This is a genomic window from Synechococcus sp. LTW-R (assembly GCF_014217875.1).
Taxonomy (GTDB): Bacteria; Cyanobacteriota; Cyanobacteriia; order PCC-6307; family Cyanobiaceae; genus Vulcanococcus.
In genome coordinates, this window is record NZ_CP059060.1 from 865,467 (window position 1) to 885,660 (window position 20,194).

At 61.9% G+C, this 20,194-nt stretch carries 21 protein-coding genes; 10 read left to right on the forward strand and 11 right to left on the reverse strand.

The window, feature by feature from the left end:
• Positions 1 to 15 precede the first annotated feature (15 nt).
• Positions 16 to 222, forward strand: a complete 207-nt coding sequence (locus H0O22_RS04920) for a hypothetical protein (RefSeq protein WP_185187867.1) — start codon at positions 16 to 18, stop codon at positions 220 to 222.
• Between the two features lie 208 nt (positions 223 to 430).
• Here H0O22_RS04920 and H0O22_RS04925 read toward each other — a convergent pair whose 3' ends face one another.
• The 5 genes from H0O22_RS04925 to H0O22_RS04945 form a co-directional block, all read right to left on the reverse strand.
• Positions 431 to 2,599: a glutamine synthetase III gene (locus tag H0O22_RS04925; protein WP_185187868.1), complete on the reverse strand. Its 2,169-nt coding sequence runs from the start codon at positions 2,597 to 2,599 to the stop codon at positions 431 to 433.
• Positions 2,600 to 2,647: 48 nt separating this feature from the next.
• Positions 2,648 to 2,890: a hypothetical protein gene (locus tag H0O22_RS04930; RefSeq protein WP_255439481.1), complete on the reverse strand. Its 243-nt coding sequence runs from the start codon at positions 2,888 to 2,890 to the stop codon at positions 2,648 to 2,650.
• 65 nt (positions 2,891 to 2,955) lie between these two features.
• Positions 2,956 to 3,648, reverse strand: a complete 693-nt coding sequence (locus tag H0O22_RS04935; protein WP_185187869.1) for a pirin-like bicupin family protein — start codon at positions 3,646 to 3,648, stop codon at positions 2,956 to 2,958.
• Positions 3,648 to 4,157 carry an NADPH-dependent FMN reductase gene (locus H0O22_RS04940; RefSeq protein ID WP_185187870.1) on the reverse strand — a complete coding sequence of 170 codons (510 nt, stop codon included), beginning with the start codon at positions 4,155 to 4,157 and terminating at the stop codon, positions 3,648 to 3,650. Before H0O22_RS04940 ends, H0O22_RS04935 begins: the two co-directional genes overlap by 1 nt.
• Positions 4,157 to 5,383 (reverse strand): FAD/NAD(P)-binding oxidoreductase, encoded by a 1,227-nt coding sequence (locus H0O22_RS04945; protein WP_185187871.1) that lies wholly within the window; start codon positions 5,381 to 5,383, stop codon positions 4,157 to 4,159. Before H0O22_RS04945 ends, H0O22_RS04940 begins: the two co-directional genes overlap by 1 nt.
• Positions 5,384 to 5,587: 204 nt before the next feature.
• Here H0O22_RS04945 and H0O22_RS13385 point away from each other — a divergent pair, with 204 nt between their 5' ends.
• Positions 5,588 to 6,274, forward strand: a complete 687-nt coding sequence (locus H0O22_RS13385) for a rubrerythrin family protein (RefSeq protein WP_185187872.1) — start codon at positions 5,588 to 5,590, stop codon at positions 6,272 to 6,274.
• 3 nt (positions 6,275 to 6,277) lie between these two features.
• Here the strand turns inward: H0O22_RS13385 and H0O22_RS04955 are convergent, their stop codons facing one another.
• Entirely contained in the window at positions 6,278 to 6,517 is a 240-nt protein-coding gene (locus H0O22_RS04955) for a hypothetical protein (RefSeq protein WP_185187873.1), read from the reverse strand.
• 618 nt (positions 6,518 to 7,135) lie between these two features.
• Between H0O22_RS04955 and H0O22_RS13315 the strand changes: the two genes are divergently transcribed.
• Both H0O22_RS13315 and H0O22_RS04960 read left to right on the forward strand, forming a co-directional pair.
• Entirely contained in the window at positions 7,136 to 7,270 is a 135-nt protein-coding gene (locus H0O22_RS13315) for a hypothetical protein (protein ID WP_255439482.1), read from the forward strand.
• A 24-nt stretch (positions 7,271 to 7,294) separates the two neighbouring features.
• A complete protein-coding gene (locus tag H0O22_RS04960) occupies positions 7,295 to 8,782 on the forward strand; it encodes a glycosyltransferase family 39 protein (protein WP_185187874.1) in 1,488 nt (495 codons plus the stop codon).
• Between the two features lie 15 nt (positions 8,783 to 8,797).
• Here the strand turns inward: H0O22_RS04960 and H0O22_RS04965 are convergent, their stop codons facing one another.
• Complete coding sequence (locus tag H0O22_RS04965) at positions 8,798 to 9,379, reverse strand: DUF2808 domain-containing protein (RefSeq protein WP_255439483.1); 582 nt, start codon at positions 9,377 to 9,379, stop codon at positions 8,798 to 8,800.
• A gap of 308 nt (positions 9,380 to 9,687) precedes the next feature.
• Between H0O22_RS04965 and H0O22_RS04970 the strand changes: the two genes are divergently transcribed.
• The 4 genes from H0O22_RS04970 (at position 9,688) to H0O22_RS04985 (ending at position 13,598) form a co-directional block, all read left to right on the forward strand.
• Positions 9,688 to 11,376 (forward strand): iron uptake porin, encoded by a 1,689-nt coding sequence (locus tag H0O22_RS04970; protein ID WP_185187875.1) that lies wholly within the window; start codon positions 9,688 to 9,690, stop codon positions 11,374 to 11,376.
• Between the two features lie 139 nt (positions 11,377 to 11,515).
• Positions 11,516 to 11,698, forward strand: coding sequence for a hypothetical protein (locus tag H0O22_RS04975; protein ID WP_185188473.1), 183 nt, complete (start codon positions 11,516 to 11,518; stop codon positions 11,696 to 11,698).
• Positions 11,699 to 11,750: 52 nt separating this feature from the next.
• Positions 11,751 to 12,455 carry a response regulator transcription factor gene (locus tag H0O22_RS04980; protein ID WP_185187876.1) on the forward strand — a complete coding sequence of 235 codons (705 nt, stop codon included), beginning with the start codon at positions 11,751 to 11,753 and terminating at the stop codon, positions 12,453 to 12,455.
• Positions 12,456 to 12,458: 3 nt separating this feature from the next.
• Positions 12,459 to 13,598 (forward strand): cell wall metabolism sensor histidine kinase WalK, encoded by a 1,140-nt coding sequence (locus tag H0O22_RS04985; protein ID WP_185187877.1) that lies wholly within the window; start codon positions 12,459 to 12,461, stop codon positions 13,596 to 13,598.
• Positions 13,599 to 13,601: 3 nt separating this feature from the next.
• Here the strand turns inward: H0O22_RS04985 and H0O22_RS04990 are convergent, their stop codons facing one another.
• Together H0O22_RS04990 and H0O22_RS04995 are read right to left on the reverse strand one after the other, a co-directional pair.
• On the reverse strand, positions 13,602 to 14,231 hold the full coding sequence (locus H0O22_RS04990) for a Crp/Fnr family transcriptional regulator (protein ID WP_185187878.1): 630 nt from the start codon (positions 14,229 to 14,231) through the stop codon (positions 13,602 to 13,604).
• A gap of 77 nt (positions 14,232 to 14,308) precedes the next feature.
• The gene (locus tag H0O22_RS04995; protein ID WP_185187879.1) at positions 14,309 to 15,223 is read right to left on the reverse strand and encodes a CHAD domain-containing protein; all 915 of its coding nucleotides are present in this window, start codon (positions 15,221 to 15,223) and stop codon (positions 14,309 to 14,311) included.
• Positions 15,224 to 15,841: 618 nt separating this feature from the next.
• Between H0O22_RS04995 and ppk1 the strand changes: the two genes are divergently transcribed.
• Both ppk1 and chrA read left to right on the forward strand, forming a co-directional pair.
• The gene (ppk1, locus tag H0O22_RS05000) at positions 15,842 to 17,950 is read left to right on the forward strand and encodes a polyphosphate kinase 1 (protein WP_185187880.1); all 2,109 of its coding nucleotides are present in this window, start codon (positions 15,842 to 15,844) and stop codon (positions 17,948 to 17,950) included.
• Positions 17,947 to 19,089 carry a chromate efflux transporter gene (gene chrA / locus H0O22_RS05005; protein WP_185187881.1) on the forward strand — a complete coding sequence of 381 codons (1,143 nt, stop codon included), beginning with the start codon at positions 17,947 to 17,949 and terminating at the stop codon, positions 19,087 to 19,089. Before ppk1 ends, chrA begins: the two co-directional genes overlap by 4 nt.
• A 3-nt stretch (positions 19,090 to 19,092) precedes the next feature.
• Here the strand turns inward: chrA and H0O22_RS05010 are convergent, their stop codons facing one another.
• Positions 19,093 to 19,353 (reverse strand): hypothetical protein, encoded by a 261-nt coding sequence (locus tag H0O22_RS05010; protein ID WP_185187882.1) that lies wholly within the window; start codon positions 19,351 to 19,353, stop codon positions 19,093 to 19,095.
• 15 nt (positions 19,354 to 19,368) lie between these two features.
• Positions 19,369 to 20,166: a phosphate ABC transporter ATP-binding protein PstB gene (pstB, locus tag H0O22_RS05015; RefSeq protein ID WP_185187883.1), complete on the reverse strand. Its 798-nt coding sequence runs from the start codon at positions 20,164 to 20,166 to the stop codon at positions 19,369 to 19,371.
• Positions 20,167 to 20,194: the final 28 nt, after the last annotated feature.

Sequence of the window (20,194 nt, forward strand, 5' to 3'; positions counted from 1 at the left end):
GAACACTGCAAGTCCATGGAAAAGCGCCTGCTCAACCTCCGGGAGTCCCGCGATGTCCTGCAACAACAGCGCCGGAAGATTCGCAAGGAGAGTCTTGCCAACAAACAAGCAAAACCCGCTCAGTTGAGCTCACTCTTCCAACCACCCAGTTCTTCTAAGGAACCCTCGACCATCGTTCACGTCTTGAACCGACTGGTGTCCAAGGTCAAAGAACGCCTCTAGAGAGAGACACCCACATTGGGTTGAGACAAAGAAAAAAGGCCAAGCACCGGCCCGGCCTTTCCTCCCCAGAACCGAAGTCCCGCGCGGAACGTAGAGAGAGCGCGTTCAGTTCGCTACAGAGAGAACCTAGAGATCACGGTCCACTCAGGTCGAGTTTGGGCGATCAAGCAGGAGCGCAGAGCGACTGCACTCCTGCAGCTGTCGTGCCTCAACGGACGAACAGCATCTCCTGGTAGGTGGGCAGGGGCCAGGCGGTGTCATCCACCAGTCCCTCGAGGGCATCGGCGGCTTCCCGCAGCTCGCCCATGCGCACCATCAGCTGATCGGCGCAATGGCGCATGTGGGCCTCGGCGCCGTGGGGCGCGTTGCCCAGGGCGGTCTCCAGAGCGGCGGCGCGGTCCAGCAGCTGCTGGTTCAGAGCAGAGATCTGCTGCGCGATCGTCTTCGAGGGATTCAGACCGATGGCCTCCTGCTCCTGCAGGGAACCAGCCAGCTCGCCCAGGTAGGCGCTGACGGCGGGGTAGAGCTGGGTGCGGGCGATCCGCACGGCCAGGCGGGCCTCCACCTCGATCGCCAGGCAGTACTGCTCGGAGTAGACCTCGAAACGGCTCTCCAGCTCAACGGGGCTGAGGACGTTGTGGCGGGAGAAAAGGTCGCGGATGGCGGGACGCTGCAGCACCGGCAGAGCATCCGCGGTGGTGCGCAGGTTCTCCAGACCGCGCTCCTTGACGGCCATTTCATGCCACTCGCTGGAGTAGCCGTCGCCGCCAAAGATCACGTTGCCGTTCTCCTTGGTGATCTGCTGCAGCACGGCCATGCTCGCCTGCTCGACGCTCTCGCCCTTGGCGGTGCGCGCCTCCAGCTGATCGGCGATCCAGGCCAGGGAATCGGCAAGAACCGTGTTCAGCACCACCAGGGGGCCAGCCACGGATTGGCCGGAGCCGACGGCGCGGAACTCGAACCGGTTGCCGGTGAAGGCGAAGGGGGAGGTGCGGTTGCGGTCGCCGGCGTCCTTGGGGAACTCCGGCAGGCTGTCAATGCCCAGACGCATCATTCCGCCGGTGGCCGAGCTCTTGAGCTGACCGGCCTTGATCTGGTTGAAGACGTCCTCGAGCTGGCTACCGAGGTAGACCGAGATGATCGCCGGAGGCGCCTCGTTGGCACCGAGGCGGTGGTCATTGCTGGCGGTCGCAATCGCGGCGCGCATCAGCGGGCCGTACTGGTGAACGCCGCGGATGACAGCGCCGCAGAACAGCAGGAACTGCATGTTCTCGTGGGGGGTACTGCCGGGGTCCAGCAGGTTGCCCTGGGTGCTGTTGCCGATCGACCAGTTGACGTGCTTGCCGCTGCCGTTGACGCCGGCGAAGGGCTTCTCGTGCAGCAGGCAGGTGAAGCCGTGCTTTTTAGCCGTGCTCTTGAGCACGGTCATGATCAGCTGCTGGTGATCGGTCGCAACGTTGGCGGCCTCGTGCACCGGAGCGATCTCGAACTGGCCCGGGGCCACCTCGTTGTGGCGAGTCTTCGCGGGAACACCCAGGCGGTAAAGCTGATCTTCGACGTCCTGCATGAACACCTGAACCCGCTCGGGGATGGCGCCGAAGTAGTGGTCGTCGAACTGCTGCCCCTTGGCCGGAGGCGCGCCAAACAGACTGCGACCGGAGAGCTGCAGGTCAGGGCGGAGCGCCATCAGGGCGTTGTCCACCAGGAAGTACTCCTGCTCCGCCCCGCAGCTGGAGTTGATCGGGGCGATCTCGGTCTCACCGAGCAGTTGCAGCACCCGGCGGGCCTGGCGGTTCACGGCTGCGTTCGAGCGCAGCAGTGGGGTCTTCTTGTCGAGGGCTTCCCCGGTCCAGGAGACGAAGACTGTGGGGATGCAGAGGGTCACCCCGTTGGGGGTGCGCATTAGCCAAGCCGGGCTGGTGGCGTCCCAGGCGGTGTAGCCGCGGGCCTCGAAGGTGGAGCGCAGGCCACCGTTCGGGAAGGAGGAGCCGTCGGGCTCACCCTGCACCAGCAACTTGCCGGTGAAAGCGCTGATGGCACGGCCATCACTCTTCGGGGTGATGAAACCGTCGTGCTTCTCCGCGGTCAGGTTGGTGAGCGGATAGAAGACGTGGGAGTAGTAGAGGGCGCCGCGGCTGGTCGCCCAGTCCTTCATCGCGTTCGCCACGGAGTCGGCGATGGAGGGGTCGATCGCACCACCTTCACGGATGGTTTTCTGGAGCGACTTGAACACCTGGCGAGGCAGGGCCTCCTTCATCCGAGCCAGGGTGAAGACGTCATCAGCCCAGATCTCATGCAGGGCTGAAGGCTTGGTCACCGCAGCGGGCTTGCGCCGCTGAATGGTCTGCAGGGCAGCAAAACGCTCAGCGCTTGGCATGGCCACTTTGGTATCAGAGTGACACCATCATCGGGGACGGCCTGCCAGCTAGCGCAGGGTGCGCCAGTCGCCACTGGGGGTGCGGCGCTCAAGGCCCACGAACTGGGTCATCAATTGCTCCTGCAGCTCCGCAGGGAAGGCCGGATCAATCAGACCCTGATGGACCAGCCAAGCCAGTGCGGTGCTCTGGGCCAGCTCAACGCTCTCAAACAGGTCATCAAGCACCGGATGGGGCTCGCCGCCTCGATCCGTCAGCCGGAATTCCACGGGGAGGGGACGCAAGAGGGACATCGCCCCAACACTGGCGGCAACAGCTGATCCGTGCAGCAACGCAGAACACAGCCGCGCGTGTCCGGCTAACTCAGTTCAAAGAGCAGCAGATCCACCCCCGCCGCTCCAGCCTCAAGGGACGGCGGGGCCTCACCGGCCGCCAGGCCCAGGCCATCGCCGCGGCACAGGGGCTGGGGGGCCGCCAAGCCGCCGTTGATGATCTGAATCCAACTGGCGCAGCTGCCGCTAGCGGGCCAAGGCAGTTGGGTTCCGGCGTCCACCTGGGCCCGCCAGAGCCGAACGGGCCGATGGATCGCCATCGCCTCACCAGCGGCTTCCGGATCGATCAAGGCGGTCCAGCCCTGCTGCAGGGCGAAGGGTTTCTGTTCGTAGGCCGGGGCGATGCCGGCCGTGGCCGGTTCGATCCAGATCTGCAGCAGGCGGCAGGGGGCCTGCCCACCGTTGACCTCGCTATGGACCACGCCGGTGCCGGCGCTCATGCGCTGCACCTCGCCGGCGCGCAGCACCTCGGCATGGCCCATGGAATCGCGGTGGTGCAACTCCCCCTCGACCATCACCGTGATGATCTCCATGTCCCGGTGCGGGTGCATACCAAATCCTTGGCCCGCGGCGATCACGTCATCGTTGATGACGCGCAGGGGACCAAAGCCCATCCAGGCCGGGTCGTAGTGGCTGGAAAAGGAGAAGCTGTGCCAGCTGTCGAGCCAATCGAGCTGGCTGTGAAAACGCTCAGCTGCGGAGCGCAACAGCGGGGGCATCACTCAGGGGCTTGAAGCGTCTGCAGTCTGGCGAGCAGGTCCGCAATGCTGTCGTCTTGAGCTGGCTGGTTCTTGTTGCTGACCAGCTGACGACCAACGACGTGGGCTCCTAAGTGCGCCAGCTGGAGGCGCAGGGCGGTCATGACCGTGGTGCCACCGCCGCCGGAGTGGGTGGCGATCACCACCGGCCGGCCATTGAAGAGGGCACGGAAGTCGCTGCCCTGGACCGAGAGCCAAGCAATGGCGCTGGTGAGCACCGGCGGTATCGAACCGTTGTATTCCGGGGCGCAGATCACCCAGCGCGGGGTCTCCATCAGCGTATGCTGCAGCGCCGCAAGGGCAGCCGGAGTGCCCTGCTCCTGGGCCCGCGGGGTGAACAGCGGCAGAGCAACGGCGGTGAGATCCAGCACCTCAGCGCTGCGGCCTTGGCTGCGGGCGGTCGCCGCAAAGCGCTCCGCCAGCTTGAGGTTTTCCCCGTTGCTGGCGGCCAGGACGAGAACGTCAGCCACTACTTCACCCCGGGGATGAAGCGGCGCTCGTGGTCACCACCCTTCAGCATCCGGTTCCAATAGACCCAGGGCAACACCGCGGTCTTCATGACCCACATGCTCCAGCGCTCCTTGGTGGGATCCAGGGGGAAGGAGGGAACGGGCTGCTGCTCGTAGTTGAACTCGGCCATGATCGTCTTGCCGTAGCCGGTGATCAGCGGGCAGCAGCTGTAGCCGTCGTAGGAGCCCTGACCTTGGCCGCCTTCGAGCTGGGCCAGCAGGTTGGTCACCAGCACCGGGGCCTGACCGCGAACCGCGGCTGCGGTCTTGGAGTTGGGCATCCCGCTGACATCGCCAATGGCGAAGACGTTCGGGAAACGAACGTGCTGGAGGTTGTGCTTGCCCACCTCGACAAAACCACTGGCGGCAGCCAAGGAGCTTTGGGCAACGACATCGGGGGCCGCCATCGGCGGGGTGACGTGCAGGAGCTCGTAGTTGATGACCTCCTCGCGGGGCTCCTCACCCTCTTTGCTGACCTTGAAGACCGCCTCTTTGCTGGCCGGACGGACTTCGATCAGGGTGTGGGAGTAGCGGGCATCGATGCCCTTCCGCGCGACCACCTCCCGCAGGGGGGCGGCATAGGTCGGAACGCCAAAAATGCCAGGGGTGGCCGTCGCGTAGATGACCTTGCTCTTGGCGGCGATAGCCGGATCACGCTTGATGGCGTCGTCGGCCAGATAGGCGATCTTCTGGGGCGCACCGGGGCACTTGATCGGCATCGGCGCGCAGGTGAAGACCGCGTTGCCGCCCTTGAAGTTCTGAATGCACTCCCAGGTGTAGGCCGCGAAATCCTTGGAGTAGTTGCTGCAGACGCCGCCTTTGCCCAGGGCGTCCGGGAGGCCCTTGATGGCGTCCCAGTTGAGCTTCATGCCGGTGGCCACCACGAGCGCGTCGTAGCTGATGGTTTGGCCGCCGCTCGTGCTGACGCTGTTGCTCTCAGGAGCGAAGCCCGCGACGGACTCGCGGATCCAGCTGACGCCAGCGGGGATCAGGCTGGCCTCATTGCGGCGGGTCTGCTCGAGGCTGAAGACCCCGCCACCCACCAGGGTCCAACCCGGTTGGTAGTAGTGATCGCTCGAAGGCTCAAGGATGGCGATATCCAAGGCCGGGCGGGCTTTCTTGAGGCGAGCCGCCACGGTGATTCCGGCGGCACCGCCGCCCACGATCAATACCTGGTGATGGCCCATGGCCCCTGAAAGAAGACGCGCTTATCCCAGATCTAACCAGAGGGGGGCGAACTCGGCAGCCCTGCTTCGGGATTCAAAGCCGCAATAGATAAATAAGTAAGGACTCCAAGCGCCCGAACCCTAGGTAGAAATACTCAACAACCATCACGTAGTCATAACGACTTCGACCTAGCGGCTAGACTTGGTGCAGTCGATGCAAGACCGATGGACCACGGCACCCTGCAGAACCTCGAAGCGGCCTTTGGCGGCGAGAGCATGGCCAACCGCAAATACTTGTTTTTCGCCGATCTGGCCAAGCAGTTCGGCCACGGCGACCTGGCGCGGCTGTTCCGCGAGACCGCCCAACAGGAAACCGAACACGCCTTTGCCCACTTCCGGCTGCTGCACCCCGAGCTGGTGGTGGAGAACCCAGACGCCCTGGACCAAGAAGCCAAGAACGCCCTCTTGGCGCGCTGCCTGGAACTGGCGATCGAAGGTGAGACCTACGAATACGAGGTGATGTACCCCTCATTCGCTGCCCAAGCCCAGCGGGACCGCGATGCCCAGGCCGTGGCGGAATTCAACGAGCAGATGGACGAATCCAAGGAACACGCCGGGATCTTCAAAACCGCCGCCCGCAATTTCGGCCTGCTCGCCCCCGTGGAGCAACACCACGCCGGGCGCTACGGCCAAGTCCTGGCCACCCTCACCGGGGCAGGCGAAGAACCCCAAGGCGCAGACATTTCAAGCGGCCGCTGGATCTGCAAGGTCTGCGGCGTGATCTACGACCCGGCCCAAGGGGATCCCGATTCCGGCATCGCCGCGGGCACACCGTTTGAGGCCATCCCCGACGACTGGAGCTGCCCAATCTGCGGCACCCGCAAGGCGAACTTCATCCCCTACGCGGGTTAAGCGTCAGTTCGAGGCACCCATGGACATCGCGCGGTTCAAGACCAAAGTTTTGATCACCGCGCGATCCCGCTCCACATACATCTCTTCCCAGTGGGAAGGCTTGGACTTACCGAGCAAGACCTGGACATCATCGTCGATCTCTGCAAACAGTTCGTCCACAAATGCATCGGGATGGGACCCAAAGGTTTTGTAATCAGCGAGTGCTTTATCAAGACGCTTGATCAAGCGAGTCGTACGCGACATGACCTTTCCCGAACCCGATCCAGGCTAATCAAGCCGAGCGTATCGAGGTATACAACTGCTGCAGGTCACCGCCAGAGAGGCGGAAGCAGCGGGGAACCCGGCTGATCACAACGAATCAACGCGGATTGCCCTGTGTCCAAGTTCTCTAACCGCTGCAGCTCAGTGCCTGTCTCCGTCGCCCAAAGACAGGCTTCTCGCGCTGCTGTCTCGAGATCATCGAACGCAAGCTCCATCAGAACTGGCGCTCCGTCGCAATCAACGCGATAGACAGGCAAAAGAACGCTCCAGCCTGGAATCAGGCTGGCAGCAAACCAACGGTCATCGCCTTAAACGCTTGTTAATCACCTGCGGCAAAGGAGCGATGACAAGTAGCCACCCATTCGCGCCATGGGCGGCTACTTGTCATCGCAGTCCTCTCTGCAAACCAGCGGTGCTCCTATCTTGGTCAGACCTCCAGATGCGTGATGCAACAAGCATCACATTGAGGGGTTTTCGACAACACAACAGTCATAAGTAGGCGGACACGATCTCGAGCCACGACCGTGCTGGAGATGACAACGAGCTGTGCTTGCTTGAGCACCCAGGACTCCAAAGAATAAAGAGATCAAGACTTGATCGATGTCTGATCGCAAGTTGATTGTCCTGTCATTCGCCATCGCAATCCTGGCGGCACAGGGCCTCACCCGCCTGGGAGTCCCGGTTGGCCCTGCCTTGTCCGGTCAAACAGGATTGGTGATCTCGGAATCCAAGTAAGTCGCCTGGCACAGAAGAGAGCAGATGGTTTGGTTTGTCCTGGGACTGGGGTTCTGTCTTCGCCTTCTGCTGGCTGCACTGCTCCCACCGGGATACGACGAGGCCTACTACGTCTTCTACGGCAGACAACTTGATCTCAGCTACTTCGACCACCCCGTTGCCGTTGGGATCTGGTCCTGGGCTGGACAACAGATCGGCGGAAACACCTTGGCCCTGCGGCTGCCCTCGCTGCTGAGCTACACCGCGGCCTTGGTCCTTCTCGCCGATGCAACGAAGCGCTGGTACGGCAAGTCGGCTCACTTCTGGCTGGTGCTGCTCGGAAGCAGCTGCCCGCTGCTCTTTCTCTGCGGAGGCGTTTTCCTGCTGCCAGATAGCCCCCTGCTACTCGGCCTGGCCCTGCTGCTCTGGTGGCTGTCCCGGCACCCGCAGCTGACACCGACGACGGCCCGTGAAGCGCTTGAGCTTGGCGCGATTGCCGCAGCAATCACACTCTCGAAATATCACGCCTTCATCGTCCTTGGCTCGCTGCTTCTGGCCTCATTCAGCAACCCAAGGTCAAGGCAGCATTGGCGGCAACCCTGGCCTTACCTCAGTCTTCTGATCTGGGCCACTCTGGCTGCGCCCCTCTGGCTTTGGAATAGCCAGAACGACTGGATTTCATTCGCCTTCCAATCGGGCAGAACGGGAGCAAGCAACAGCTTCGTGCTCGGCCACTCAGTCCTCTTTCTGCTGACACAGCTCGGGCTGCTGTTCCCCACCGCCGGGATCACACTGCTTTCGGTGCTGTGGCCGAGGCATCGCGGTGACTGGAACGACAAACCGGCCACACCTCTCCTGCGGATGCTCGCGATACCGCAGCTCTTGGTCTTTGCCGTTCTGGCTGGACGCATGCAGGTGATGGCCAGCTGGCTGGTGCCCGCCTGGTGGGTCGCTCTGCCGATGGCCTCTGCCTGGATCGCATCCAAGGGTTGGGCGTCCCGCAGGGTGCGCGGCGGCGCCCTCTTCACGGGCTGCACCCTGCCGCCTCTTTTGTTGGTGGCAGGGCTGCAAATGCGATGGGGAATCCTTCAGAGCTGGCTACCAACTCGGGAGGATCCATCCGCCCAGTTGATGCAGCCCGCCGAAGTGCGAAAGGCGTTGCAGTCCAACCCGGAGATCTGGTCCGCCGTACAGGCGGCGGAGGTCATCGCCTCCCACCGCTATGAGATCCCGGGCTTTCTGGCCCTGGCGCTTGGGGAGGAGGGCCCGGGGCGTTTCACGACCTTGAGCAACGACCCGCGCGGCTTTGCCTACTGGCCCTCCCTCAACCCAAGTAGTCCAAGCCAAGGGGTTTTGATTGCACCGGTAGAAGTGGGTTCACCACTCTCCAAACGAGAATTTCCTGCTCCCATCCAAGCGGTGAAATCCCTCGGCAGTATCACCGTGCAACGCGCCGGCCGAGATGCGCTTGAGCTTGAGGTCGCCAGCTTTAAGGCGGGCCCCGGCGTCTACCCGTGGCCCTATCGGCGATAAGCGTCGTGATGCCGGCTACTCGCCGGTACGATTGATTTCGATCACCCAGCTGCCGAGGTAGCCAGAGATCGGAACCGCACCCGGAGCCTGGCCGAGGGCGTTGAACTGATACATGCCTGCGCTCGGGTTGAAGATCTGCATGTAAACGCCGATGGTGGTCCCGGTCGGCACAGGCCGATCGGGGAAAATCTCAATCGCGGTGCCATCGGGGGCGACCTCCACCGTCGCCGGGATGGTCTCAAGACAACGGGTCTTTGAGGCAATGCCGCCCTGCTTGATCGTGCAAAGACTCACGTCAGAAGCATTGATCTTGGCGTCGAAATAGGACGGGACTGAAATCGCGAGCTTGAGCAGGGCGGTTTTGCGGTCTTTCGGACCCAGCACCAAGTAGTAATCCGAGCGAGCTTCCGCATCCGCCAGGGTCAAGAAGTAGTAGAGCTTTCGGAAGTCGCGAGAGTTATCCCAGCGAAACTCGAAGCCGGAACTGGAGCCTGCCTGCGCGTAGGCGACTGGTGCTGACAAGGGAGCTGCAAGTGCCAAGCAAGAGGCCGAGAGCGGCAGCAGTCGTTTGATCAACTGGGTGGATCTTTTACGCATGGCCAAACTTTATCGAGCGAAGCCCCATCTCAATCCTGGACAGCCCATCAAGTGACTAGAGACGGGAGTCGATCGCCTTCAACAACAAGGGAGGCGTCCAAGAAATTCAAGGGGAGACTTGGCTCCAGTTAAGAAGCGGTTAAGGATGAACAAAGATACATTTAAGAGATGCAATATTCAACGCCAGCTTGTATGCAGGCACACAATCTATTTGCAGCCGTAATTACCGAATGGTAATTTTTCGCTAGCTAATTTTTAGCTGACCCATTTTTTTGGGTCGTCTCAATTCCTCTATTGGTGTGAGGACCATGAAACTGTTCCAGAAGCTTCTTCTGGCGCCTGCAGCTCTGGGCCTTCTGGCTCCTGTCGCTGCAAACGCCGCTGACGTCAACCTCTCCGGCTTCAGTGCTTACGGCACCGAAGAGCAGGTGACTTCGATCACCCAGTTCTCCGACGTGCAGCCCACCGACTGGGCTTATCAGGCACTGAGCAACCTGATCGAGCGCTACGGCTGCGTCGCTGGCTACCCCAACGGCACCTTCCGCGGCAACCGTGCGATGACCCGCTACGAGGCGGCCGCACTGCTGAATGCTTGCCTCGATCGGATCACTGAAGTGACCGACGAGCTCAAGCGTCTGATGAAGGAATTCGAGCGCGAGCTCGCCATCCTCAAGGGCCGCGTTGACGGCCTCGAGGCCCGCGTGGGCGAACTGGAAGCAACCCAGTTCTCCACCACCACCAAGCTCGAAGGCGACTACTACTGGGCCCTGGGCGGCGTCACCGCCACCGGCGGCAAGAGCAACAGCGCTGGTACCGGCAGCCGCGACTGGTACAACAAGAACTACGGCGCCCTGCACATGGTGTACGACGCTCGCTTGAACCTCAAGACGAGCTTCACCGGCAAGGACCTGCTCTACACCCGCCTGCGCGCTGGCAACTTCGACAACAGCCCCTTCGACGGCAAAGGCTTCAAGCTGACCAAGTTTGACAAGGCCGAAGCCACCGATAACGCCATCAAGGTCAGCCGCCTCTACTACCGCTTCCCCGTCGGTAAAGAGTTCAAGTTCGCTGTTGGCCCCGTTGCTCGTAACACCGAGTTCCTGGGCACCAAGCCCTTCTATTACAAGGGTTGGTCCGGTCTGGACTTCTTCCAGCTCTTCGGTGCTCCTGGCACCTACAACAAAGCCACCGGCTCCCTGGTTGGCGCGATCTGGAAGCAGAAAGTGAAGAAGGGCCAGCCCTACTTCACCGTTTCCAGCAGCTATGTCACCTCAGAAGGCAACGACGGTGACAAAGGCATCATGACGGCCAAGAGTGAGGCCTCGACCCTGACTCAGCTGGCCTACAACGCCAATCAGTGGAAGGCCAGCTTCGGCTGGAACTACACCCAGTGCGGTGACGACACCACCCGTGAGGGCACGGAAGCCACCATGGTTGACATCCCTTGCAATGGCATCGATGGAAACATCGTTGATGCCAAAACCAAGGGCAACCGCAACGGCTTCGCCGCGACTCTTGCCTGGCGTCCGAAGAACACCGGCCTGATCCCCTCGATCAGCACCGGCTGGGGTTACAACGCTTACTCCTACAGCACCCCTTACACCGGCAGCAAGCCTGCTCAAACAGGTGCTGCTCTGAAGAGCAGCGGTAAGCCCAACGTCGCTGGCAACCTGAATGTCATGAACATTCAGTCCACCCAGTCCTGGACTGTGGGTCTGCAGTGGGATGACGCCTTCGCCAAGGGCAACACTGGTGGCTTTGCTATCGGTCAGCCCACCTTCGTGACCAGCACCCGCAACGGCACCACCCCGTTCGATGCTGGCTACGTGATGGAAGGCTTCTACAAGTTCCAGGTCAGCGACAACATCGCTGTGACCCCGGTGCTCTTCTACATGAGCAACCCCAGCTCTGCTGGTGCCGGCTACGCCCAGACCTCCGACCAAGGCTCCAACCTCGGCGTCTTCGGTGGCGCTCTGACCACCCGCATCAAGTTCTGATTCTCAGAACCACTCCTCACGCACAACTCACACACCAAACCCATCAGCCTCCTGCTTCGGCAGGGGGCTTTTTTCTGCGCTTACCAATCGCCACGCGAGGGGCGCCGCTTTAGTGTGGGATTCAGGACAAAGCAACGGCATGGGGCCCGACAGCATCAGCCAACAGCCAAGCCAGGACGCCAAGCAACGCTCGGCCTCCAGCACCAGCCTCAAATGGGGAAGCGATGGCGAGCTCTCCCCTGTAGATCTGCAGAAGGTCCTCGAGCGGCTGACCAATCCCGATCTCATCCAGTGCGAACTGGATGAAGACAAAAAGGCCTGAGCACAGCCCTGTTGTGTCCTGCGCGACAGGCACAACTCGACAAAATGCAGGGATGATCAACGTCACCGCTGCCACCAACACAGCGCGCCTGTTGGTGGTCGAAGACGACGACACCATCCGTGAGACGGTCTGCGAGGCGCTGGAGCTCGAAGGCTTTAGCGTCACTCCGGCGACCAACGGCCAGAGCGCCTGGGATCGCCTGAAGAAAGAACCGTTTGAGCTGATCGTTCTCGATGTGATGCTCCCGGGCATCAACGGCCTTGATCTCTGCCGCAAATTGATCGAACTGCCGCAGCGGCCCCTCGTGCTGATGGTCAGCGCCCGGGACACCGAAACCGATCGCGTGCTCGGGCTCGAGCTGGGGGCCGATGACTACCTAGTCAAACCCTTCGGCATCCGGGAACTGGTGGCCCGCTGCCGCGCCCTGCTCCGGCGCCATCAACCGAGTGAGCAACAGGCGAGCGAACTGAAGACGGAGAACCTGAGCCTGTTCCCGGCGGAATGCCGCGTCTGCCTGGACGGGCTCGAGCTCAAGCTCTCCCCCAAGGAGTTCAAGTTGCTCGAGCTCTTCATGCAGCACCCCAAACGGGTCTGGAGCCGCGAGCAATTGATTGAGCAGGTCTGGGGGTTCGACTACATCGGTGACAACAAAACCGTGGACGTCCACATCCGCTGGTTGCGCGAAAAGATCGAAGAGGACCCCTCCAAACCCACGAAGCTGGTGACGGTGCGGGGCTTTGGCTATCGCTTCGGATAGGCGATGAGTGCGGAAACAGCCCTGCAGCTGGCGCTCGGCTTTGGCCTCGGCGCCCTCAGCGTTGGACTCTGGCGGGGCGTGACGCGCAAGCGCGTGTCCGTGCCGACGCAGCTGCGTCGCCGGCAACCGATCCCTGACCTTCAGTTGCGCGAATGGATCAGCGCCGCGCCCCAGGGCTGGCTGGTCCTCGATGGCGCGAACCGGATCGAGATCATGAATGAGCGGGCTGAATCACTCCTGGTTCGCGGGGGCTCCCTGGCCCCGCAGATTCAACACCTCAATGACCTCGAGCCCAGTGCCGAGCTCCTGCACCTGCTGGAGCTGTGCCGCAACACCGGTCTGGCCCAACGCGGCGAATGGAGCATCGGCCGCAACGATCTCTCCGTCCGGGTCATGCCCGGAGAACGGAGCTGGCTGGCGCTGCAGATCGAAGGCAGCAACCCGCTCAAGCTGCAACTGCAGCAACAGGAGCAGTGGGTCAGCGATGTGGCCCATGAGCTCAAGACACCGATCACCGCACTGCGGCTGGTCAGCGAAAGCCTCTCGCTCAAGGCCGAAGGTCGCCAAGCGGTGCTCGTGGAGCGCCTGGAGAAAGAGCTCGAGCGACTGCAGAAATTGGTGGGCGACCTGTTGGATCTCTCGCGATTGGACAACGCCCTGGCCAGCCGCAGCCGGCCACCGGCCGCCATCGACCCCAGGGACGTCATTGGTCAGGCCTGGGCGACCCTGCAGGAACTCGCGATCCCGCGGGGCATCGAACTACAGATCGAGCCCAAGCGGGACCAGGCCAGACAGGTCTGCGTTGAACCGGCTCGGTTGCACCAGGCAGTCTTCAACCTGATCGACAACGCCCTGCGCTACAGCCCCGACGGCAAGAGCATTGACCTGAGCATCGAAGAACGGGACCGCTGGTGCCTCATCGCCGTTCGTGACCACGGACCGGGCTTCAGCGCAACCGATCTCGATCGCATGTTCGAGCGGTTTTACCGAGGGGACCCTGCCCGGGCCCGGGGCCCCAGGAATGGCAGCGGCCTTGGCCTCGCGATCGTGCGTCAGATCGCCCTCAGCCAAGGGGGCCTGGTGCGGGCCCGCAACCATCCAGGGGGAGGAGCCGTCGTGGAACTGCTCCTCCCAAGGGCCTGAGGATCAGGCCGCTTCGCTGAGGGGCAGGTTGCTGATCACCAGCTGGCGCTGACCGTTGAGCTTGAGCCAGCCCTCTTCCCGCAGCAACCCCAAGACCCGGGTCACGGTGACGCGGGTGGTGCTCAAGGCACCGGCAATGTCCTGATGGGTCAGGCGCAGGTTGAGGCGCAGGCCCTCCTCACAGGGCTGGCCGTACTCCTCGGCGAGCAACTCGAGGAAGCCGCGCACCCGATCTTCCACCCGGCGCAGTCCGAGCAAGGCGATCAAGGCTTCGGACTGACGGGTGCGGCTGATCAAGGCCAACATCAAGGTGCTGACCAGATGCGGGGTCTGCTGGATCTCCTCCATCGGCAGGCAGAGCAGATCGCAATCGCTCAGGGTCGTGGCCTCGTAGAGGTCCAGGTTGCTGAGGGGCTCGCCGAAGGGTTCATTCGGACCGGCAAGAGCCAGGAGAACATCTTCCCCCTGCTCGTTCATCGAGCTCAGCTTGACCATGCCGCGCGCCACCAACCAGACGTGGTTGCGCAGCATCGGCACGCGGCTACCGGCGGTCAGGGTGACCAGATCGCGGCGCTGAAAGGTCTCTTCGAGCATTCCGCGAAGGCTCGAGGAACGGCTAGGCGTGAAAACCATGGAGCGGTGTGCTCAGGCGTCCAGTGAAATGTATGGAGGCCAACCGGAGGCGCCACAAAGGCTGGGTAGCCATTTGGTTAAGCGTCGGTTAGCCCCAGCAGCCGTTGATACAGGCGCAAGCGATCCCCCTTGGTGCGCCAGGCCTGGGAGAGCTCCAACCAACGCAGCCAGGCCTGATCGTGCGCGGCATCGAGGAGTTCCGTGAACCGCGGCAGCGCCTTCTTGGGATTGAGATCGAGGCTGCTACGCAGGGCTCCCCGCAACACAACCAGGTCATTGAGGTCCCCCAGACAATCCTGCAGCGCCTTGAGCTGGGCCAGCAGGGAGCCGTGGTCCACGACGGCGGCCTGATGGAAATGGGCCAGGCCGTAGCGGAGCGTTTTCAGGCGCTTGCGCAACTGATGCAGAACGGCAGCCGACCCCGGCTCACGCGCCTCAGGAGCCGTCCAACCCGGCAGCAGAAAGAGATCGCCAATGAGCTGCCCCTGGAGCTCGGGCAGCCAATCGCGCACCGGCTCCGCCGCTTGAGCCGTACCCGTGGGGCTCTTAATCCAGACCTGCAAGCGAGAGAGCAACTTCAGGTAGCGCTGGCTAGGGAGGGTTTCGCTGAGCTCAGCAAACGCCAGTCGACGCTCCCGCTTGAGCTGCTTGCGAAACGGTTTGATCGCCACCACTTCGGCCTCGGGCAGGAGCGGCAACCAGGACACCTCAATCCGCTGACGCAGGACATCCAGATCGCGGGTGAGTCCAAGCCGACGGCCCAGTTTGGCGATGCGGGGGGCACTGAGCTCCTCAGGCCAGACCCCGAGCGCCGAGAACTGAAGCCGAAGGGTTTTCAGTTGCCGCAGGTTGACCCTGAGCTGATGCAAAGGTTCTGGATCCTGATCCGCCAGAACATCGGACTGAAGGGCGACGATCCGCCTGAGGTTGTCGTGCATGGCCCCCTGCACGTAGGCCAAGCAGGTGACATCATTCGCAGGTCTGAATTTCACCACGGCCTGAGCAGCGGCATGCTCCAGAGCTAACGCCGCTGACGGGCCGATGGATTAACGGCGAATTAATGCCAAGCGATCAAAAAAAGAGGCGCGCGGGTGTTGATCCACGCTCCAGGAGTTGCTCGCGCCAGCGGACGTCGCAATCCTGCGGGTCTGCAGCGCCAGGGACTGATTGCTCAGACGCGTCCACGCGAAGCGGTTCAGAGACGCCAGGGACGTGCGACTGAGAGCCGGGGGAATGGTCTTTGGAATGGCTCACGGATGTGATCCAAAACCCAGTTCTAACGTCGCAAGAACGCGCCGTCCGTTAACAGCCAAGAAGAAAGATTAAAGAGCGCGTAACACTGGCGCGGAATCTGGTGATGACGAGGCAGCCACACGCTGAATCTGAGTCACCGCGACAAGGCAAAGACCCTGAATCAAGAGGCAGGAGAGTGAAGACCGGAGCCAGCTCACGCCCATCCAAAAGCAAGTGCTGTATTGCAACAGAAGAGTCACTCGCGCAGCCGTGATCAGGGCTACAGACAAGAGAATGGTGAGCCACAAAGCAAGGCCAGGGCGCCTTAACCGGTCCATAACCTTGGCCGGTTAAAGGAGTGCTGGGCATCCAGCACGATGGACGGAGACGCGGTAAAAGCGAAGCGGTATATCAATCGTGAGTTGAGCTGGATTGCCTTCAATCAACGGGTTCTTAGTCTTGCCTTGCAGAGCAAGTCACCGCTGCTTGAGCAAGCCAAGTTCAGCGCAATTTTCAGCAATAATCTCGATGAGTTCTTTATGGTCAGGGTGGCCTCCCTGATCGCGCAACTGGAATCCAATTCCAGCCGACTCAGCATTGATGGACGCTCGGCGGCTGAACAATTACAAGCGATCCACCAACAGCTAGGTCCCCTCCTCAATCAGCAGCACCACCATCTCCAGCATCGGCTTCTGCCCCAACTGGAGCAGCGAGGCATTGGCATCCTGGACTACCCACAACTGTCCAGACGTCAAAAGGATTGGCTGACGAGTTATTTCCAGGCCCAGATTCAGCCGGTCCTTACGGCGACACGACTGAATACACCAGGAAAACCATTTCCCTTCATCAGCAGCCTGAGCCTCAACCTCGCCGTTGAGATTCAAGGTTCGGACCTAGGCGGGAACGAACTGATTCGCCTGAAGCTTCCCACAAAGAACATTCCGCGCTGGATCACCCTTCCGGTGGCCTTGCACGGAGAACGCGCTGGTGCCCTTCACCTCTGCGTCCCGCTCGAGCAGGTGATCCGCCACAACCTCAGGGCCCTCCTTCCAGGACGCCGGATCAGCAGCATCAGTCTCTTCCGGGTCACCCGTGACGCCGATCTCGCCCTCCAAGAAGAGGAGGCCGAGGATCTGATGGAGGCGATGCAAAGCAGTCTCCGGCGCAGAAAAGCCGGTGGCGACGTCGTGCGCCTGGAACTCAGCGGCGACACCCCCCGCAGGGTTCAACAGCAACTGATCGCTGGCATGGGGGTGGACAGCAATTGGGTGCAACGGGTGGACGGATTCCTCGGTCTCGAGGACCTGATGGCGCTGCAGGGCGTCCATGCACCAGACCTCAAGGACCGCCCCTTCCATGGCTCAACCCCCGCCCCCCTCAGGGACTGCCAGTCTCCAGAAGAGGGACGACACGCTCGCGAGAGCATCTTTACGGCGATTCGACGGGGTGATGTCCTCCTGCACCATCCCTTTGATCGCTTTACATCCACGGTGGAGGAATTCATCCACCAAGCCGCCTGCGACCCGGACGTTCAAGCGATCAAGATCACGCTGTATCGCGTCTCCAAGGATTCCCCGATCATCGCCAGCCTGATCGCTGCGGCGGAACGCGGCAAACAGGTGTTGGCACTCGTCGAACTCAAGGCACGCTTCGACGAAGACAACAACATCCGCTGGGCACGGCAACTGGAGCGCTCAGGGGTGCATGTGGTGTATGGGGTGATCGGCCTCAAGACCCACACCAAAATTGCGCTGGTGATCCGACGTGAGCGTGAGAAAGGAGCGCTTCGGACCTATAGCCACGTCGGCACCGGGAACTACAACTCCAAAACAGCCGCGCTCTACACCGATCTGGGCTTGCTCTCAGCGGATGCCGACTTGGGGCAAGACCTGATCAGCCTCTTCAACTACCTGACCGGCTTCTCCAAACAGAGTGCCTACCGGAAATTGCTCGTGGCGCCGACAACCCTCAGGGAACGGATGCTGGAGCTGATCGAGCGAGAAATCGAGCACGCCCGTGCCGGGCGCCGCTGCGGGATCAAAGCCAAGATGAATGCATTGGTGGATCAACGCCTCATCGACAAGCTCTATGAGGCCTCAACGGCAGGGGTTCCGGTCGAGCTGATTGTGAGGGGGGCCTGCAGCTGCACCAGCGGAGTCGCTGGGCTGAGTGAGCAGATCAGGATTCGCAGTGTGGTGGGCCGCTTTCTTGAACACTCACGCGTCTTCTGGTTCGAGAACGACAACGCGCCCCAGGTCTGGCTGGGAAGCGCCGATTGGATGCCTCGCAACCTGGACCGCAGGGTGGAGGCCGTCGTACCGATTGAGCAGCCCGACCTGGTGGAACGGCTACGGGAACTACTGACGCTCTACATCGAGGACAGCTCCGCGGGCTGGCTGCTTCAGGCCGACGGCCGCTACAGCCCACCCGGGCAGGAAAAGCCAGGTAGCAGCGCCCAGGAGCAGCTGATGCAGAGCAAGCGATGATCAGCCTCATGGAGCTGGGACTGAGCTGCCTGCGCTTAGGGGCTGTGGCGTTTGGAGGTCCCCAGGCCCATATGGCGCTGTTGCGGGAGACGTTTGTTGAACAACGCCTCTGGGTCAAAGCGGAAGACTTTGAAGAGGGCCTCGCCCTCTGCGAAGCCTTGCCGGGACCGGCTTCAAGCCAGATGGCGATCTTTCTGGGCTGGCGCTGCCGCGGTGTGGCCGGGGGATTGGTGAGCGGCCTTGGATTTCTGCTGCCTGGGTTACTCGTGGTCCTCGCCTTGAGTGCCCTATGGCGCTCCAGCAGCGACCTCGCGGCACTCCGGGGAATCTCCTCGGCGATCCAACCGGTGGTGGCCGCTGCCATCTGGGCCTTCGCCACACAACTCATCCAGCGCAAGCGCCCGACCTGGGAGCGCTGGAGTGCAGGCCTGGTCTTTGTGCTGTTGGCCGCCTGTCAACTGTGGGACGTCAACGCGCCGCTTGGCCTCGTGCTGCTGGCGAGCGGCCTGCTGCGCATGGCATGGCAGCAGAGGACGCGTTCTCTATCCCTGGCTCCATGGCTGGGGTTGGAACTGCTCGTGGCGACCCAGCCCAAGCTCCACCTCCTCGCTGAATTGTTCGACGTCTTCCTGCGGGCAGGTCTGCTCATTTTTGGAGGCGGCTTTGTGATCATCCCGCTGCTGGAGGGGCCGGTTCTCGATCACGGCTGGATGAGCAGCGGTGCCTTTCTCGATGGCATCGCCATAGGTCAACTCTCCCCAGGACCAGTGGTGCTCACCAGCGCCTTCGTGGGATTTCAAGCCGGGGCCAACCTGGCAGGGGGCTGGTTCGCGAGCGCGGCAGCCCTAGTCGCCACAACGGCCATCTTCCTGCCGAGTTTTGCCTTCATCCTGGCGGCAGCACCACTGATCGAGAGGATTCGAACCCGGCCCATGGTTCAGGCGTTTCGAGACGGCGTCATCGCGGCTGTTCCAGCCGTGGTTGCCATAGCGGCCCTACGCCTGAGCCAGGAGAGCTTGCATGGGCTTGGCCAGTGGTCGGTCCTACTCGTCGCCTTCGTGCTGCGACTGCACTGGAAGGTCCCACCGGCGGCACTGCTGCTGGGGGCAGCGGGGTTTGGACTGCTGGTGGCCCGCTAAGACTCAGGCTTCAAACAAGTGGGAGCGGCTCAAGCCCAACTCACTCCAGAGTTTTTTGATCTCGTCGTAGGCCGCATCCTGGGTGATCTTTCCATTGCCCTGCAAGCCAACGATCAGGCCAACGCGGTCTGCAAAGCGTTCAAGGTTTTGATGAAAGAGCAACCGCTCCGGTGACCAGTCCGGTCCCCTGTAGTGGCTGAAGGCCTCGAGCGGACTGTGGCCTTCGTCCGAGCGGTCAGGCTCATTGGGCTGAAAGGAGTGCATGGCGTTAGCTCGCAATCAACCAAAGCGCCCTGAGACATAGTCCTGGGTGGCCTGTTGACGCGGTGCTTTAAAGATCGTTTCGGTATCCGCAAATTCCTCCAGACAGCCCACCTTGCTATCGGTGTCCTCAAAGGTGTTGACATTGAAGAAGCCCGTCATGTCACTCACACGGACGGCCTGTTGCATGTTGTGGGTGACGATGACGATCGTGTAGCTGTTCTTGAGCTCATGGATCATCTCTTCGATCTTCAAGGTGGAGATGGGGTCCAAGGCGGAGCAGGGTTCATCCATGAGGATCACCTCCGGCTCAACAGCAATGGTGCGGGCAATGCAGAGGCGCTGTTGTTGACCACCGGAGAGGGCATAGCCACTTTCGGCCAGCTTGTCCTTGGTCTCGTCCCAAAGTGCGGCCTTGCGCAGCGAGCGCTCAACAAGCTCATCCATGTCGCCGGAATAGCCATTGATGCGCGCACCAAAAGCAATGTTCTCGTAGATGCTCTTGGGGAAGGGATTGGGCTTTTGGAACACCATGCCGATGCGCCGCCGCACCTCGACCGGGTCAACGGCAGACGAATACATGTCGTGGCCATCGAAGATCACCCGCCCCTGCAGCGAACAACCATCGATCAGATCATTCATGCGGTTCAGCGCACGCAGCACCGTGCTCTTGCCGCAACCAGAGGGTCCAATAAAGGCCGTGACCTGGTGCCGAGGGATCTGCATGTGCACCCCGCGGACGGCCACGTTGGAGAAGTAGCTAATGCTGACGTTCTCCAGTTCGAGGCAAGGGGAGGAGGCAACGGCTTGGTTCATGGCAACTCGGGGAATCAGGACAGGAGGG